Raw genomic sequence first — 15,600 nt, 5'->3', positions numbered from 1 at the left:
ACTTCGGGAGTCTTAGCTAGGCTAAGCCTATGGTGGATCAGCCCGGGGACGGCGTATATCCGGAATATTGGGAAGCCGATGTCGTCCTGCGGGACGGCGGGACGGCACACTTGCGGCCCATTCATCCCTCGGATGCTGACGCCGTTCAAGCCTTTCATGCCGGACAGTCGCAGAACTCAATCTACATGCGGTTCTTCGCGTTCAAGGCCCGGCTCTCGAGCAAGGAGCTCAAGCGGTTCACGGAGGTCGACTACCGCAACCGGGTGGCATTCGTGATCACCATCGGCGGGGAAATCATCGGGATCGGCCGCTACGACCGGCTCGACGATCCGGCCGAAGCCGAGGTGGCCTTCAACATCGCCGATGCCCACCAGGGCCGCGGCATCGGCTCCATCCTGCTCGAGCACCTGGCAGCCGCCGCCCGCGAAAACGGAATCCGGAGGTTCGCCGCGGAGGTTCTGCCGGAGAACCGAAAAATGCTGATGGTCTTTTCCGACGCAGGCTATGACGTCAAACGCCATTTTGACGACGGAGTCGTCAGCCTGGAGTTCAACATCGATCCCACCGACAAGTCGCGGGCGGTGATGGAAGCCCGGGAACACCGTGCGGAGGCGAGGAGCGTGCAGGACCTGCTGGCGCCGTCGTCGGTTGCGGTCATCGGGGCCAGCCGCAAGTGGGGCACCGTGGGGTACCAACTGCTGGAACACATCATTGAGGCAGGCTTCACCGGCCCGGTCTATGCCATCAACCCCGAAGCGCTGGAGCTCGCTGGGATGCTGTCCTTCGGCAGCCTCTCGGAGGTACCCGGGCCCGTGCAGCTCGCCATTGTGGCCGTGCCCTACGAGGAAGTCCCCAAAGTGGTGGACGAGTGTGCGGCCGCCGGCGTCAAGGGGATCGTCGTGGCGTCGGCGGGGTTTGCCGAGGACGGCGACCGCGGCCTGGTGCGCCAGCAGGCTTTGGTACGGCAAGCCCGGGCCAACGGCATGCGCGTGATCGGCCCCGCATCGCTGGGCATGGTGAACACGCATCCCGCGGTGTCGTTGAACGCCTCGATGGCCCCCAGCCTGGCCAGGCGCGGCGGCCTTGGCCTCTTCAGCCAGTCCGCCGCGATCGGGGTCGCCGTCTATGCCGCGTCCAGCCGCCGCCGCGTCGGCATTTCCACGTTCCTCTCGGCCGGCAACCGGGCAGATGTCTCCGGCAACGACATGATGCAGTACTGGGAGGACGACGCCGATACCACCGCCGTGGGTCTGTACCTGGAGTCGATCGGCAACCCGCGCAAGTTCTCGCGGCTGGCCCGCCGTCTGGCCCGCATCAAGCCCGTCATCGTTGCCAAGTCCAGCTCCATGGGCCTGCAGCTGCCTCCCGGGCATGCGGTGCGCACCACGCAGGCGCCCGCCGGCGCCGTGGACGCCATGATGCGCCAGGCCGGCGTCATCCGCGTGGAGACCATCGAACAGCTCATGGATGTTGCGCAGATTGTCTCCGCCCAGCCGCTCCCCAAGGGTGCCGGCGTCGCGGTCTTCAGCAACTCCAAGGCGCTGGGAAAGGTGGTGGCGGACAGTGCGGCGGCCCACGGCCTCGGCGTGGAAGAGATCGCGGCCGACCTGGATCTTGACACCGGCATGTCGCGTGCGCTGCCTGCCCTGCAGGGCCGCCTGCGCGAGATCCTGTCGCAGGACGCCGTGCACGCGGCTGTGGTGGCTTTCCTGCCGGCAAGGGGCCTGACAGTGGAGAAGATCGCGGCCGCGCTCGCCGCCTGTTCGGCCGAGGCCGGTAAACCCGTGGTGGCAGCGTTCACCGGCATTCTGGACCCCTCTGTCTATGTGGAGGGCATGGTGGGGGAGGATGCCCGGGCGGAACCGGTCCCGTGCTACTCAAACCCGGGGGCGGCCGTCGCCGCGCTCTCCGCGGTGGTGCGGTACGCCGAGTGGGCGAACCGTGACCAGGGGCTCTTCGCAGACCCGGAGGGCTGTGACCCCGAAGCCGCCCACGCCGACCTGGAACTGATGCTCACGGATGTCAAAGGCGAACAGCTGAAGGAGCTTGCCCCGGCGGACGCTGCGCGCCTGCTGGGGCACTACGGCGTCGAGGTGTTGCCCTCCGCCGGATTCGAAACGGCAGAGGAAGCCGTAGAAGCCGCGGACCGGCTGGGCTGGCCGGTGGCGCTGAAGACCACCGATCCGATGCTGCGGCACCGGCTCGACCTTGGCGGCGTGAGGCTGGACATCCAGGACCCAGAGTCCCTCCGGCTGAACATTCAGCAGATGCGGCGCGCACTCGAGCCTTACGGTTCCTCGTCGCTGGAGGTGCAGACAATGGCGCCGGTGGGCCAGGCCTGCACATTCCGCGCCATCGAGGACCCGCTGCTGGGGCCGGTTGTCTCGTTCGGGCTCGCGGGCGATGCCGTCAACCTGCTGGACGACTGGGCACACCGGGTGCCGCCGCTGTACGGTGCGGATCTCCGGGACTTCATCCGGAGCCCCAGGGCGTCCCGCAAGCTCTTCGGCTACCAGGGGCTTCCGGCCGTCGACGTTGCCGCGCTTGAAGACCTCGCCGCGCGTCTTTCCCGGCTCAAGGACACCCATCCGGAAATTGCCCTTGTGGAGTTCAACCCGGTCCTGGCCACACCGCGGGGCGCCTTCATACTGGGCGCGGACGTCCGGATCGGCAACGCTGCCCAGCGCACGGACAGTGCCCGCCGTGCCATGAGCAGCTGACCCCGGGTTAGCATGTGCCAAGCCGATCTGTGAAAATGGGGAAATGAGCTCCCAGCCTCCCACCTCGAAGCCTCAAGCGCCCGACCACAGCCCCCAGGCTTCCGTTCACCACAGCTCACACAACCACACGGCCCAGGGCCAGAGCCTGGACGGGGCCCTTCAGCAGGCCGGCTTCTACCCGCGACTGGTGGCCGACGTCGTGGATGACGCACTTGACGGACGGGACTGCGTGGCGCACCTTGTGCACCTCGAAACGCATTTCGACCGCGCCGAAGTCCGGCGGCACATCACCGTGCTGGTGCTTACCGACGACATGCTGGTGATCACGCATGTGGACGACCAGCAGCTCGATGACGCGGGCGAACAGATCGTGGCGCAGATTTCCACGGAGTCCGTACCCGTGACGCAGATCCGTTCCGTGGTGCTGAGCTACATGTACGCGCAGCCGCAGAACTACAAGCCCTCGGACCCCGTGCGTGAAGTCACGCTGGCCATCGCCTGGTCCGGCGGCCAGAGGCTCGAGATGGGCCCGGCAAGCTGCGGCGACCCTCAGTGCGAGGCAGACCACGGCTACAGCGGAACCATTGCCCAGGAGGACATCGTCCTGCGCATCAGCGCCGAGGCCGACGGACTCCAGGCGGTCCAGGACGCCAAGCTTTTTGCCCGGGCATTGCGGGCCGTCAACACGGCGTCCGCTGCCCCCGTTCCGCACGGGCTCCCTGCATCGCAGCCGCGCCCCCGGATGGGCGTCTTCTCGAACCGCCTAAGCCGCGGACACCAGCGCTGAAATGGGGCCCGACCACGACCTCCCCACCCCCGCCGCCCCGTTGACACTTTCCGCAGCACCGTCGCTTCCGCCCGCACCCGCCTACGGCCGGCGTTCCGTTGCCGAGGTGCTGGGCAGCGCCGCGGCGAGCCTCGGGGTCGACGGCTTCGAAAACAGGCTCGGCCTGCCACCGGCCAAGCGAATCTGCGTTGTCCTCGCCGACGGGCTGGGCCGCAGCCTCCTGAAACAAAAGTCCGCCCACACACCCTTCCTTCGCGACGTCATGCAGCAGGGCCAGGGGGCGGTGCCGGTGTGGCTGGACTCCGCGTTCCCGTCCACCACGGCGGCCTCCCTCGCGAGCCTTGGCACGGGCCTGGCTCCCGGCCAGCACGGACTCGTGGGATACGACGTCCTTGATCCGTCCCAGGACAAGGTGGTCAACATGCTGGGAAACTGGGACGCCGACGTGGACCCCCATGACTGGCAGCCTTTCCCCACAGTTTTTGAACGCGCCGCGGAGCAGGTCGACGTCACCACCGTCAGCCTTCCCCAATTCGGCGACTCGCCCATGACAAGGGCTGCCCTCCGGGGCGGCACGTTCGTTTCGGCGACCACCTCGCACGCCCGGACCGCTGCCGCGGCCGAGGTGATGGCGGGCTCCGACGCTTCCCTCATGTACTTCTACGTGAACGACCTCGACAAGGCCGGCCATCGCTACGGGTCCCAATCGCCGCAGTGGGAGCACCAGCTCGAGGAGCTGGACGCCACGGTCAAGCGCCTCCACGCGACTCTTCCGGCCGGAACCACTGTGCTGGTCACGGCCGACCACGGCATGCTCGATGTGGCCGAAGCCCAGCGGATCGACTACTCCGCCGACCCGGCGCTCGTGGCCGGTGTCAGGCACACTGCAGGGGAGCCGCGAATGCTCCACCTGTACCTTGAGGACGATGCCTGGAACGGCGACGGCGGTACCACCCGGCAGCGCTTGCTTGACGCCTGGCGCGGCCGGTTCGGTGACCGGATCTGGGCCTTTACCCGGGAAGAGGCGATTGCCGCCGGCCTGTTCGGGCAGGTCAGGCCGGCCGTGGAACGGCGGGTCGGAGACGTCATGATCGCCGCCCGCGATGCGCTGGCTTTCTACGACACACGCCGCGTGCGCCCCACGGCCATGGAAGTGGTGGGGCAGCACGGCTCCCTGACCAAGGCGGAACGCGAAGTGCCGCTGCTATGCTTCCAGGCTGCGGGCAAGGCCCCCGGCCGCAGGGGAGCCCGTGGCTGAGCTCGTCTTCTTCTCGGGAACCATGGACTGCGGAAAGTCCACCCTTGCCCTTCAGATGGACTACAACCACCGTGCCCGCGGACGCGGCGGGGTCCGCTTCAGCTGCAATGACCGCGCCGGCGGCTCCCGGATCTCAAGCCGTCTGGGGCTCGAAACGGACGCCGTGGAGGTCGTGGACACCACGGACTTCTGGGACGAAGTGGTACTCCGCCGGACCCAGGGGATCCGCGTCGACTACCTCATCTGCGACGAAGCACAGTTCTACTCGCCTGGGCAGGTGGAGCAGTTGGCACGTGTCGTGGACGAGATCGATGTTGACGTCTTCGCCTTTGGAATCACCGCGGACTTCCGGACCCGGCTGTTCCCCGGTTCACAGCGGCTTATTGAACTGGCGGACCGCGTGCAGGTCCTCCAGGTGGAGGCCCTCTGCTGGTGCGGGCGGCGTGCCACGCACAATGCCCGGACGGTAGACGGCGTCATGGTCATGAAGGGTGCCCAGGTGGTGGTGGGCGACGTCGAGATGGGCGGCGATATGGCGGTTTCCGGTGCGGAGACCGATTCCACAAGTTCGAGTCAGGTGCCGGTCGTTGGCTACGAGACGCTCTGCCGTCGCCACTTCATGCGCCGCGTCACCGCCCACGGCGCCAACATCATGGCCCAGCAGGACCAGCTGCTTCCGTTCGACGTCGACGCCTGCTTGTGGCAGGGAGCCAGCAGCCGTGCCGGCAGGACGGCTGCCGACGGCTGAACGCGACCTAGTCGCCCCTGGTGCCGAAGACTATTTCGTCCCAGCTCGGCACGCTGGAGCGCTTCGGCCTTGACGGCTGGCGCTCAGGTTCGTCCCGGTCCGGTTCCGGACGCGCGGATGAACCCTGGTCCGTTGCGGACCTGCCGGCGTCCAGCCGGCGCCGGGGGGTTCCCCCGCCGAGCAGCTCGTCAAGACCGACGTTACCGCCGGCAGGTCGGTCCGGACTGTCCGCCGGCGGGTTCATTGGCTTGTCCGTGGCCGCCGGGGCGGCCGGACCTTCCTTGCCCGCAGTGCCGGCCGGGCGAAGAGGGGACGGGACGATGGTGATTTCCCGCGTATCAGTGCTGACGCCGTCGTGAAGCTTGAGGGAATCGTCGGCTGAATCCTGGTGCTGGGGTGCGAGGCTGAGGCGGGACAGCATGGAGGGCCGGCCGTCACGCCGTCGGGTCAGCGGACCAAACTGGGCTGCCGGCGAATCGGATGATTCCGCTTCCGCGGCCTCCGGTTCTGGTTCTTCCGCATCCGCGCCGGATCCGTGAGGAATTTCCGGCAGCCTCGGGTGGGCCGCCGGGACCCCGTTGGTCAGCAGGAGCGCCAGGGCGTCGTCGCTGTTCTCATCCAAGCCAAGCCGCTGCCCCCTCCGGGAGCGCAGCATGTCCAGCAGGCCGTCGGCCTCCTTCTGCTGCTCTGCTCCGTTCCGGGCGGCAGTTTCGGCGTCCGTTTCAAAATCGAAGGGGCGGTCTGAAACCGCTGACAGGCGGCGTGCGGGAACCGGACCGTCCAGGGGTTCAAGCTCACTGAGCTGCTGCGCCCAACGGTTGGCATTCTGCAGCGACTTGCGGGAGGGATTGAACGTCCACATGGCCGGAGGCTCTTCGCCGATGCTGGAATGGCCGCCCGGCTGGGCATCGAACCTCGCCACGACCGTCCAGGTTCCGTCCGGGCGCCGCCAGGAATCCCATTCCAGCGTGGAGGACTCAATGCCGTGGGCGGTCAGGCGGTGGGCCACCATGTCCGCCAAAGTGGCCGGATGATCGCCGAAGGCCGCCCGGTAGATGTCGTGGCCGGGAGCGGGAGTCGCGACCTCCACTTTGCGGGCCTGCTGGGCTACGTACTCGCGTTCGGCCAAGACCGGTCCCTCGTACCGTTCAACCTTTTCCAGCGGCATTCCGGACGCAGCCGCAACCTCGGCGGCCGTTGAGCCGCTCCGGATCCTGGCCTGGATATCGCGCGGGGACATGGCCACAACCGGCGCGGCCGATGCCCGCACGGCAGGCCGGCTTGCCGCCAGCCGTAAAGCTTCATTGATCGGCAGCTGGAACATCTCGCCGCCGGTGCCGCACAACAGGAGATGCTCCCCGTCGTCGTGGACGCCTACAAGCCGTAGATCCTGCATACAATCCTCCACCCTGGCATTACTATCAATCGAAACTCTGCCACCCAAGCCTGTCTTTTCCTGTTAGGACGAAGGGCGCGCCGCGAAATTCCGGGACTTTCGGCCACAGGGACGGCATTGCCGCCGGCGGTGGGAAGCCGCTGAAGACTGCTTGGGCGCAGGTATGGCTTTTCCCTGCAGCTTAGGGAAAAATGTGCCCCGGACCGGGCACAAACTGGCGGCGTCCGGCGTTGTGCACGTTGAATTACCCACCCGAGTCAACGGAGTGTGAGCAGCAGGCCATGGCGACAGACTATGACGCGCCGAGGAAGTCGGAAGAGGACCTCAACGAGGACTCGATTGAGGAGCTGAAGACCCGCCGTGCCGACAAACCGACGGCAGTGGTTGAAGAAGACGAAACCGACCTCGCTGAGGGGTATGAGCTGCCCGGCGCAGACCTGTCCGGTGAGGAACTGCTGGTCCGCGTCATGCCCGCCCAGGCCGACGAATTCACATGTTCCTCATGCTTCCTGGTCCGGCACCGTTCGCAGATCGCCCGTGAAAAGGACGGCCACCTGTACTGCCGCGACTGCGAAGGCTGAGGCCCGGCGAGCTACCTTGCGTTGAGTGCTGCCACCAGTTCATCCGGGCGGCGGGTGGAGGTCAGCCAGTACGGGGTGGGATCCGAGGTGTCGTTGATTTCAATGCGGACCACCGGATCTATCCAGCCGCGGATGCACAGGTAAGCGAGGCCGTTGAGGCGCGTGCCGCGTTCGGCCGTGGCTTCCTTGCCGCGGAACGCCTCCGCAGGCCCGGTGAGCCCGCGTTCAATGCTGGCCCGGCCCACCTGAAGCGTCCGGGCCGTCACTGTCAGCGCAGGCGTGGACAGTACCAGCAGGGCCGTCTCGACGGCGAACAGGACTACGGCCGCCGTGATTCCCGCGGTCATGCTGATGGGGGCGAACACCAGAATGCCGGCGCTGGCCAAGCCCGCAGCGACCAGCCAGATCCAGGCTCCCGGCCACAGCTTTTCGGTGAAAAGTACGGTGTCATCCTGTGAAGGCTGGTGGTGTGCAGGCACGGCTGCGCTTGATTCGGGCATGCACCCAGCTTTCCATCTTTGCCGTGCCATTTCATCCCGGCCGGTTCGGTCCTGCCAGGGCGCCGGGCCGGTAGGACTATGGCGCCCCCGGGCGATAGAGTGAGGAACTGTGACTGACGAAATAACAGCCATTACGCCTCCGCTGCAGCATGCGGCACCTGGAGCTGCGTCACCCGCAACAGCGGAAGCGCCGCCCGCAGCAGAATATGGAGCCCCAACTGTGCAGGTTCAACTGAAAATGCTCGACGCCGGCCTGGCGGCGCCGTCCTACGCCCACCCCGGTGACGCCGGGGCAGACCTGCGCGCCCGCGAGGATGTGGTCCTGGAACCGGGGGAGCGGCGCCTGGTGCCCACCGGGGTGTCGATCGCCCTGCCGGACGGCTTTGTGGCACTGATCCACCCGCGCTCTGGCCTTGCCACGAAACACGGGCTGACGGTGGTCAACGCGCCGGGAACTGTCGATGCGGGCTACCGCGGTGAAATCGCGGTGACGCTGCTGAACACGGACAAGGACAAGGCCATAGAACTCCGGCGCGGCGATAGAATTGCACAGATGGTCATCCAGCGTGTGGAGTACGCGCAGTTCGTTGCCGTGGGGGAGTTGAGCGACTCTGTCCGCGGTGCCGGAGGCTTCGGCTCCACGGGCGGCTTCGCCGTTCCTGGCGCCTAGTTCCGCAGCGGAAACGGCCCACGCCGGAAACCCTGAGCGTTTCCGGCGGGCGAAGCCTCCCGGACAGCGCGCCCGGCGGTCAGCGAAGACAAGATGCGGCGCCCGCGCGGCCGGCGCGACAAGATCACAACTAAGGAGACAACCCCATGGTTTTTGGGCGTGGCAGGAAAGCCAAGAAGGAAGAGGCCACAGAGCCGGCGGAAGTCCGCGAGGGCAACGCCGCCGATGCCGCTGACGACGCCACGGAAACATCCGGACGCAGCGCCACCGGCCCCTTCGATGTCTCAGAGATCAGCAACAGGGACGGCTATGTGGATCTGGGTGCCCTGCTCATTGCACCCCGGGACGGGCTACAGCTGCGGCTTGAGGTCGAGGAGGCCACCCAGCGGGTGGTGGCAGTAACCATGGACCTGGAGGGGTCGAGCCTGCAGTTGCAGGCCTTCGCCGCACCGCGTTCCGAAGGCCTGTGGGACGAGATCCGCGAGCAGATCGGCCAGTCGGTGGGCGGCCAGGGCGGCCAGGTGGAAGAGATCCAGGGCGGCTTCGGCACGGAGCTCGTGGCCAAGCTCCCCTCTGGCATCAGCGACGGCAGCCAGGGATACCGCGTTGCCCGCTTTATCGGCGTTGACGGTCCGCGCTGGTTCCTCCGCGGCGTGTTCGGCGGCGAAGCGGCACTGAACCGCGACGCCGCGGCCGGTCTCGAGGAGCTTTTCCGCAAGATTGTGGTGATCCGCGGCGACAACCCCATGCCCCCACGGGATCTCCTGCAGCTGCGTCTGCCCAAGGACGCCACGGGATCCGTGCCTCCCGGGGCCCCGGAGTTCCAGCAGCCTGAGCGCGGTCCGGAGATCACCCAGATTGGTTGATGCCGGCAGCCACCCGCAGGTCGAGCCGGTGCCCATCAGGGGGCTGCCGGAGCGGGGCCACGTGCTGTGTCACGGATTCATCGAATCGGTGACCTATGTGCCCGCCACCCAGGTGGCGGCATTCACCGTCATGGTGACAGACCACGACATTCCTGCCGGGGCGACGCGGGCGCGAATTTCACCGTCCACGGCAACGGCGGTCCCGGCACTGCCGGCGGAATCCTCTGCGGCGCCGTCGGCGGGCACGGGCAGGAACCGGCTGTCAATGACCCAGCGCGGCCGGCTGCGGGTCATTTGGCTGGGGCGCCGCCGGGTTCCCGGCATCGACGCCGGGACGGAAGTCCGGCTGGAGGGCATGCTGACCGTGCGGGACGGTGTGCCAACCATGTTCAATCCCCGCTACGAGATATTGTCCCGCCAGGAGAACCAATGACATCGCCTGAAAACCCTGAACCGGGAACCGAACGGCCGGAACCCAAGTCCGTGCCGGACGCTCCGGGCCTTGCGGGACTTGCCGAGGGCTACGCATCCAAGGCAGGTTTGCACCGCACGGATGATGGCCGCATTGACGTCCTGAAGAGCGCCGGCGGCTACCAGGGGATCGCAGAGAGCATTCTTCCTGGCCTGGTGTTCCTTATCAGCTTCACGCTCACGGCTGCTTTGACGCCCTCGCTCATTGCAGCCCTCGCTGCTGCCGCTGTGTTTACCGTGGTGCGGCTCGTCCAACGCCGCCCGCTGACCCAGGCCCTGGCCGGAGTCGTCGGCGTCGGCATATCCGCCTGGCTTGCCAACAGCACCGGCAAGGCGGAGGATTTCTACCTTCCCGGATTCCTGACCAACGCGGCGTACATCCTCGCGATGGTCATCTCGATCGCCGTCAGGTGGCCCATTGCCGGGCTGCTCTTCGGCTTCATCAGAAACGAAGGCCTTGACTGGCGTCAAAGCCCGGCACGGGTACGCGCCTACCGGCTGGGCACGTGGATCATCGTCGGGGTGCTGGCGCTTCGCCTTCTGGTGCAGGTGCCGCTGTACCTCATGGGCCAGGACGGTCTCGCGGCGCTGGCTACCACGAGGCTCATCATGGGGGCGCCGCTGTACATCCTGGGCGTGTGGCTGGCCTGGCTGATCACCAGGCCGGCCACCGTGCCCGGGACTCAGCCGTCGAAGCCGTCGTCCTCTACCGACTGATCCAGCCCCGTCCGCTGGACGGCCGCCCCGGCGGGAACGTCGGCTGACTCTGCCGTTTCCGGCTCGTCGGCATGGTTCGGCTCGTCGCGTGATCCAGGCGAGAGCAGTTCACGCAACTGGTCTTCCGCGGCAATCGTGGTGACGAAGAACAGCTCGTCGCCGCCGTCAATGACGTCGTCCCGGCTGGGCGTAATAGGTGCCTGGTCGCGGAGGATGGCCACGAGCGTTGAGTCCTCCGGCCAGTCAATGTCACCCACGGTGAGCCCGATGGCGTGCGAGTCGTGCGGCACCGTGAACTCCACGAGGGACGAAACGCCGGTCTGCAGCGTGAGCAGGCGGACGAGGTCACCGATCTCCACCGCTTCCTCGACCAGCGCCGTCATGAGCTGCGGCGTGTTAACCGCGACGTCGACGCCCCAGGAATCATTGAACATCCAGTCATTCTTCGGGTTGTTGACCCGCCCGACCGTGCGGCCGACGCCGAATTCGGTCTTGGCCAGCAGCGACACGACGAGGTTGACCTTGTCATCACCGGTGGCCGAGACCACCACGTCAGCGTCGTCGAGCTTCGCGTCCTGCAGGGTGCTCAGTTCGCAGGCGTCGCCGACCAGCCAATGCGCTCCCCGCAGCCCGCTCCGGCCAATGACTTCCGGCTTGAGATCGATCAGCAGAATCTCGTGCTTGTGGGCCAGCAGCTCACGGGCGATCGAGGAACCGACGCTTCCGGCTCCGACGATGACGACTTTCACTTAAGACTCCTTGGCGGGTGCTTTGGCCAGAATATGGGCTACTTCGGCGCTGCGGTCCAGGCGCAGCATGGCGTGGACCGTATCGCCGTCCTGGTACGAGGTGCCCGGAGAGGGAAGCATCCCTTCGCCGAACCGCGTCAGGTACGCGATGCGCATATCGGCGGCCTTTTCGATGGCGGACACGGCATGGCCGATCCAGCCCGGATCGAGGTCGATTTCGGCCAGGACGAGCCTGCCGGACGGTTCGCGGAAGTCGCCGGCGAGGTGCTGTTCCGGCAGGATCCGGCGCAGGACCTGGTCCGCGCTCCAGCGCACGGCGGCCACCGTGGGGATGCCAAGCCGCTGGTAGATTTCGGCCCGGCCCGGGTCATAGATCCTGGCAACCACATGAGGCACATGGAAGGTCTCGCGTGCCACGCGGGTGGCAAGGATGTTGGAGTTGTCACCGCTGGAGACCGCTGCGAAAGCGTACGCCTCGGCAACTCCGGCCTGCTTCAGCGTGTCCCGGTCGAATCCGACGCCGGTGACTTTCCTGCCGGTGAAGCCCGAACGGAGCCGGCGGAAGGCCCTGTCATCCTGGTCGATAATGGCCACTGAATGGCCTGCGTCCTCCAGCGTGTGCGCCAAGGTAGCCCCCACGCGCCCACAACCCATGATCACGAAGTGCGCCACCCGTGTCTCCTCAACTTCTCGCCGACTGCTCCGTAAGACTCTACCGCCGGAATCCCGCCATGACATCGCGTGCGAATCAGACTAACTTTGTGTGGTGCTGACAATTCTGAATGCCGTGAAGCGGGTGCTGGTGGGGAGGCCCTTCCGGAACGACCGGCTGGCCCACACGCTCCTGCCGAAGCGGATCGCGCTCCCCATCTTCGCCTCGGACGCGTTATCGTCGGTTGCCTATGCGCCGGACGAAATCCTGCTCACCCTGGCCCTGGCGGGCGTAAGCGCGGTGGCGCTGTCCCCGCTGGTTGGCCTGGCCGTCATGGTGGTGCTCCTGACGGTCGTGGCGTCCTACCGGCAGAACGTGCACGCCTACCCCTCCGGCGGCGGCGACTACGAGATCGCCAACGTGAACCTGGGAAAGTATGCCGGGCTGACCGTTGCCTCTGCCCTGCTCGTTGACTACGTGCTGACCGTGGCCGTGTCAATGTCGTCAGCGGCCGCGTACCTCACCACGGCGATACCCTCGCTCCACGGCCAGCAGGCCATGATCGCGACCATCGGTGTGGTGGTGCTGGCGCTCGTGAACCTGCGCGGCATCAAGGAAGCGGGCAGCGTTTTTGCAGTCCCCACCTATATCTTCATGGCATCAATCCTGGGCATGACCATCGTCGGGGTCTTCCAGGCTGTCACAGGGCAGCTGCGCCAGGCGCCGTCGGCGGCGTTCACGATTGTTCCGGACCCCGGTTTCGACCAGGGCCTCGTCGGCCTGGCCGGGGCCTTCCTGCTGCTGCGTGCATTTTCCTCCGGAGCTGCAGCCCTGACCGGCGTGGAAGCCATCAGTAACGGCGTGCCGAACTTCCAAAAGCCCAAGAGCAAGAACGCGGCCACCACGCTGCTGCTGCTCGGAGTCATCGGTTCGGCCATGCTGGCGGGCATCATCTATCTTGCCAACGCCACGAAGGTCCACATTGTTCTGGACCCGGCCAAGGAATTCCTGCTGAACGGCAAGCCGCTGCCGGAGGACTACATCCAGAACCCGGCCATCAGCCAGATTGCGCAGACCATTTTCGGGGCCGGCTCGATCCCGTTCTACATCGTGGTGGCCGCCACCGGCGTCATCCTCGTCTTTGCCTCCAACACGGCCTTCAACGGCTTTCCGGTCCTGGGATCCATCCTGGCCCAGGACGGCTACCTTCCCCGCCAGCTCCGCACCCGCGGCGACAGGCTGGCGTTCAGCAACGGCGTCCTCGCGCTGGCCGCCGGCGCGCTCGTGCTGATCCTCGCCTTCAACGCGGACGTCACCAAGCTCATCCAGCTCTACATCGTCGGCGTCTTCATATCCTTCACAGCCAGCCAGATCGGCATGGTCCGGCACTGGGGCCGCGAGTTGAAACTGGCCAAGGACAAGGCACTGCGGCGCCGCATGATCAAGTCCCGCACCATCAACATGATCGGCTTCGGCATGACGGCCCTCGTGCTGGTGATCGTGCTCATCACCAAGTTCGAACAGGGCGCATGGATTGCCCTGCTGGCCATGTTTGTCCTGTTCCTCATCATGTGGAGCATCCGCGCCCATTACGACAACGTGGCGAAGGAACTGGCCGTGGACGAGGACTCCTCACCGCGAGCACTGCCCACGCGGGTCCACGCCGTGCTGCTCGTGTCCCACGTCCGCAAGCCCGTTCTGCGGGCCCTGGCCTATGCCCGTGCCTCGCGTCCGTCCCGGCTGGATGCGATCACGGTGGACATCAACGCCGAGGAAACCGCGCACACGCTTGCCGACTGGGAAAAGCTCGAAATCCCGGTGCCGCTGACCGTGCTCGCGAGCCCCTATCGCGAGACCATCACGCCCATCATGGACTACATCAAGAGCATGCGAAGGGACTCGCCCCGCGACCTCATCGTCGTGTACATCCCCGAGTATGTGGTGGGCAAATGGTGGGAGCAGCTGGTCCACAACCAGACTGCCCTGCGGATCAAGACCAGGCTCCACTTTGAACCCGGCGTCATGGTGGCCAGTGTCCCGTGGCAGCTCAAATCCTCCGAAGAAGCAAAGAAACTGCAGGACATCCAATGAACCCCGACACCATGACCTCCTCAGCCGGCGTGGAACTGGTGGTGGACATCGGCCCCGTGGCCCACGGCGGCCATTGCGTCGCGCGGCACGAGGGGCGCGTTGTTTTCGTCCGCCACGGCGTCCCCGGCGAGAAAGCACGAATCCGGCTGACGGACGCGGGGGAGTCGGCCAAGTTCTGGCGCGGCGACGTCGTGGAGGTCCTGGAGCCGTCACCGGACCGTGTGCCGCACTTCTGGCGGGTGGCGGATTCACTCACGTCGTGGGAGCACGGGCGGCCGCCGGTCGGCGGCGCCGAACTGGGACACATCTCCCTCGAGCGCCAGAGGCGCCTCAAGTCCGACGTGCTGGCCGAACAGCTCAAGCGGCTGGCCGGCGTCGAACTTTCTCCCGAGGTGGAAGCTGTGGGCGCCGCGGCCGCGGACAGCGGTGATACGAACGACGGCGGTGCGGGCCTCGCGTGGCGGACCCGGGCAGGTTTTGCAGTCACCGCCGGCGGCAAGCTGGGCATGCACGCCCACCGTTCGGAGCAGGTTATTCCGGTCAGGGAGATGCCGCTGGCGGTCGCGGCCGTGAACGACCTGCGTCTGTGGGACATCGACCTGCAGGGCATCGAGCGCGTTGAAGTGGCTGCACCGGCCAACGGTTCGCGGCCGCTCGTGCTCCTCGCTCCAGCGCCCGGCACCCGCGCCAAACGGCTCAGCACCATCCTGGCACAGCTTCCGGCGGAGGTCTCAGTAGCCAGCTACGACCCCACTAATGACGAGACGCTGCAGCTGCGAGGCCGGACGTGGGTGCAGGAGTCAGCGGCGGGACACGACTACAGGGTCACGGGTGCCGGCTTCTGGCAGATCCACCGCGACGCCCCTGAAACGCTGGTGGGGGCCGTGACCGGCTTCCTGCACGACGGCGGGTTCCTGGAGCCGGGTGCGGCGGTCGCCGACCTCTATGCCGGGGCCGGGCTGTTCACGGCACCGCTTGCCGACGCCGTTGGTGAGACGGGTTCGGTGCTGTCGGTGGAAGGTGCACCCGGAACGAGCCGGGACGCGCGGAAAAACCTGCACAGTGCCCCACAGGTGGAAATTGTGCAGGGCCGCGTGGAGCGCGTGCTGCGCCAGAACCCCCGCAGCTTTGACGCCCTCCTGCTGGATCCGCCGCGTGCCGGTGCAGGCAAGGCAGTGGTCAGCCAGCTGATGGCCGCAAACCCGCGTGCCATCGCCTACGTGTCCTGCGACCCTGCATCGTTTGCCCGAGACATCGGGTACTTCCAGCAGGGCGGCTGGTCCCTCTCGGCGCTTCGGGCGTTCGACCTGTACCCGCACACGCACCATCTGGAGACCGTGGCTCTGCTGACTCCCCGCGGCTGATGTGACTAGGATGGGCCTAGTAGTCCCACG

The 15,600-nt window shown here is 66.7% G+C and carries 15 protein-coding genes; 11 read left to right on the top strand and 4 right to left on the bottom strand.

Going from position 1 to position 15,600, the window contains the following annotated elements:
- Positions 1-29: 29 nt before the first annotated feature.
- The 4 genes from AC1D14_RS05375 to AC1D14_RS05360 are packed head-to-tail and all read left to right on the top strand — an operon-like array spanning position 30 to position 5,513.
- Positions 30-2,720: a bifunctional acetate--CoA ligase family protein/GNAT family N-acetyltransferase gene (locus AC1D14_RS05375; RefSeq protein ID WP_230116756.1), complete on the top strand. Its 2,691-nt coding sequence runs from the start codon at positions 30-32 to the stop codon at positions 2,718-2,720.
- A 43-nt stretch (positions 2,721-2,763) separates the two neighbouring features.
- Positions 2,764-3,507, top strand: a complete 744-nt coding sequence (locus AC1D14_RS05370; protein ID WP_230116755.1) for a DUF5998 family protein — start codon at positions 2,764-2,766, stop codon at positions 3,505-3,507.
- 1 nt (position 3,508) lies between these two features.
- The gene (locus AC1D14_RS05365; RefSeq protein WP_230116754.1) at positions 3,509-4,765 is read left to right on the top strand and encodes an alkaline phosphatase family protein; all 1,257 of its coding nucleotides are present in this window, start codon (positions 3,509-3,511) and stop codon (positions 4,763-4,765) included.
- Entirely contained in the window at positions 4,758-5,513 is a 756-nt protein-coding gene (locus tag AC1D14_RS05360; protein WP_476881117.1) for a thymidine kinase, read from the top strand. The genes AC1D14_RS05365 and AC1D14_RS05360 overlap by 8 nt, the downstream gene beginning before the upstream one ends.
- Positions 5,514-5,520: 7 nt before the next feature.
- Here the strand turns inward: AC1D14_RS05360 and sepH are convergent, their stop codons facing one another.
- Positions 5,521-6,909: a septation protein SepH gene (sepH, locus tag AC1D14_RS05355; protein WP_230116752.1), complete on the bottom strand. Its 1,389-nt coding sequence runs from the start codon at positions 6,907-6,909 to the stop codon at positions 5,521-5,523.
- 281 nt (positions 6,910-7,190) lie between these two features.
- On the opposite strand from sepH, the gene AC1D14_RS05350 reads away from it, so the two are divergent.
- On the top strand, positions 7,191-7,490 hold the full coding sequence (locus tag AC1D14_RS05350; protein ID WP_230116751.1) for a DUF4193 domain-containing protein: 300 nt from the start codon (positions 7,191-7,193) through the stop codon (positions 7,488-7,490).
- 11 nt (positions 7,491-7,501) lie between these two features.
- Here the strand turns inward: AC1D14_RS05350 and AC1D14_RS05345 are convergent, their stop codons facing one another.
- On the bottom strand, positions 7,502-7,990 hold the full coding sequence (locus AC1D14_RS05345) for a DUF3093 domain-containing protein (RefSeq protein WP_230116750.1): 489 nt from the start codon (positions 7,988-7,990) through the stop codon (positions 7,502-7,504).
- Positions 7,991-8,132: 142 nt separating this feature from the next.
- On the opposite strand from AC1D14_RS05345, the gene dut reads away from it, so the two are divergent.
- From dut to AC1D14_RS05325, 4 genes are all read left to right on the top strand, one after another.
- On the top strand, positions 8,133-8,660 hold the full coding sequence (gene dut / locus AC1D14_RS05340; RefSeq protein ID WP_476876034.1) for a dUTP diphosphatase: 528 nt from the start codon (positions 8,133-8,135) through the stop codon (positions 8,658-8,660).
- A 146-nt stretch (positions 8,661-8,806) separates the two neighbouring features.
- On the top strand, positions 8,807-9,526 hold the full coding sequence (locus AC1D14_RS05335; RefSeq protein ID WP_230116749.1) for a DUF3710 domain-containing protein: 720 nt from the start codon (positions 8,807-8,809) through the stop codon (positions 9,524-9,526).
- A 34-nt stretch (positions 9,527-9,560) separates the two neighbouring features.
- Positions 9,561-9,959, top strand: coding sequence for a single stranded DNA-binding domain-containing protein (locus AC1D14_RS05330; protein WP_476968184.1), 399 nt, complete (start codon positions 9,561-9,563; stop codon positions 9,957-9,959).
- Complete coding sequence (locus tag AC1D14_RS05325) at positions 9,956-10,714, top strand: DUF3159 domain-containing protein (protein ID WP_476881116.1); 759 nt, start codon at positions 9,956-9,958, stop codon at positions 10,712-10,714. The genes AC1D14_RS05330 and AC1D14_RS05325 overlap by 4 nt, the downstream gene beginning before the upstream one ends.
- Here AC1D14_RS05325 and AC1D14_RS05320 read toward each other — a convergent pair.
- Entirely contained in the window at positions 10,681-11,463 is a 783-nt protein-coding gene (locus AC1D14_RS05320; RefSeq protein ID WP_230116746.1) for a potassium channel family protein, read from the bottom strand. The two genes, AC1D14_RS05325 and AC1D14_RS05320, sit on opposite strands and share 34 nt — an antisense overlap.
- Entirely contained in the window at positions 11,464-12,135 is a 672-nt protein-coding gene (locus AC1D14_RS05315) for a potassium channel family protein (protein ID WP_230116745.1), read from the bottom strand.
- 94 nt (positions 12,136-12,229) lie between these two features.
- Between AC1D14_RS05315 and AC1D14_RS05310 the strand changes: the two genes are divergently transcribed.
- Both AC1D14_RS05310 and AC1D14_RS05305 read left to right on the top strand, forming a co-directional pair.
- Positions 12,230-14,206, top strand: a complete 1,977-nt coding sequence (locus tag AC1D14_RS05310; RefSeq protein ID WP_230116787.1) for an APC family permease — start codon at positions 12,230-12,232, stop codon at positions 14,204-14,206.
- The gene (locus AC1D14_RS05305) at positions 14,203-15,570 is read left to right on the top strand and encodes a class I SAM-dependent RNA methyltransferase (protein ID WP_230116744.1); all 1,368 of its coding nucleotides are present in this window, start codon (positions 14,203-14,205) and stop codon (positions 15,568-15,570) included. Before AC1D14_RS05310 ends, AC1D14_RS05305 begins: the two co-directional genes overlap by 4 nt.
- Positions 15,571-15,600 lie beyond the last annotated feature (30 nt).

The sequence above is a fragment of the Arthrobacter sp. P1_B11 genome, assembly GCF_056406715.1.
This window is presented reverse-complemented; position numbering and strand designations above follow the sequence as displayed.

What these genes read in the sequence shown, in the direction of transcription:
- AC1D14_RS05370 (WP_230116755.1), top strand. Translation starts at nt 2,764, where the DNA reads ATGAGCTCCCAGCCTCCCACCTCGAAGCCTCAAGCGCCCGACCACAGC.
- AC1D14_RS05325 (WP_476881116.1), top strand. Translation starts at nt 9,956, where the DNA reads ATGACATCGCCTGAAAACCCTGAACCGGGAACCGAACGGCCGGAACCC.
- AC1D14_RS05305 (WP_230116744.1), top strand. Translation starts at nt 14,203, where the DNA reads ATGAACCCCGACACCATGACCTCCTCAGCCGGCGTGGAACTGGTGGTG.
- AC1D14_RS05365 (WP_230116754.1), top strand. Translation starts at nt 3,509, where the DNA reads ATGGGGCCCGACCACGACCTCCCCACCCCCGCCGCCCCGTTGACACTT.
- AC1D14_RS05375 (WP_230116756.1), top strand. Translation starts at nt 30, where the DNA reads ATGGTGGATCAGCCCGGGGACGGCGTATATCCGGAATATTGGGAAGCC.
- AC1D14_RS05335 (WP_230116749.1), top strand. Translation starts at nt 8,807, where the DNA reads ATGGTTTTTGGGCGTGGCAGGAAAGCCAAGAAGGAAGAGGCCACAGAG.
- sepH (WP_230116752.1), bottom strand. Translation starts at nt 6,909, where the DNA reads ATGCAGGATCTACGGCTTGTAGGCGTCCACGACGACGGGGAGCATCTC.
- AC1D14_RS05350 (WP_230116751.1), top strand. Translation starts at nt 7,191, where the DNA reads ATGGCGACAGACTATGACGCGCCGAGGAAGTCGGAAGAGGACCTCAAC.
- AC1D14_RS05345 (WP_230116750.1), bottom strand. Translation starts at nt 7,990, where the DNA reads ATGCCCGAATCAAGCGCAGCCGTGCCTGCACACCACCAGCCTTCACAG.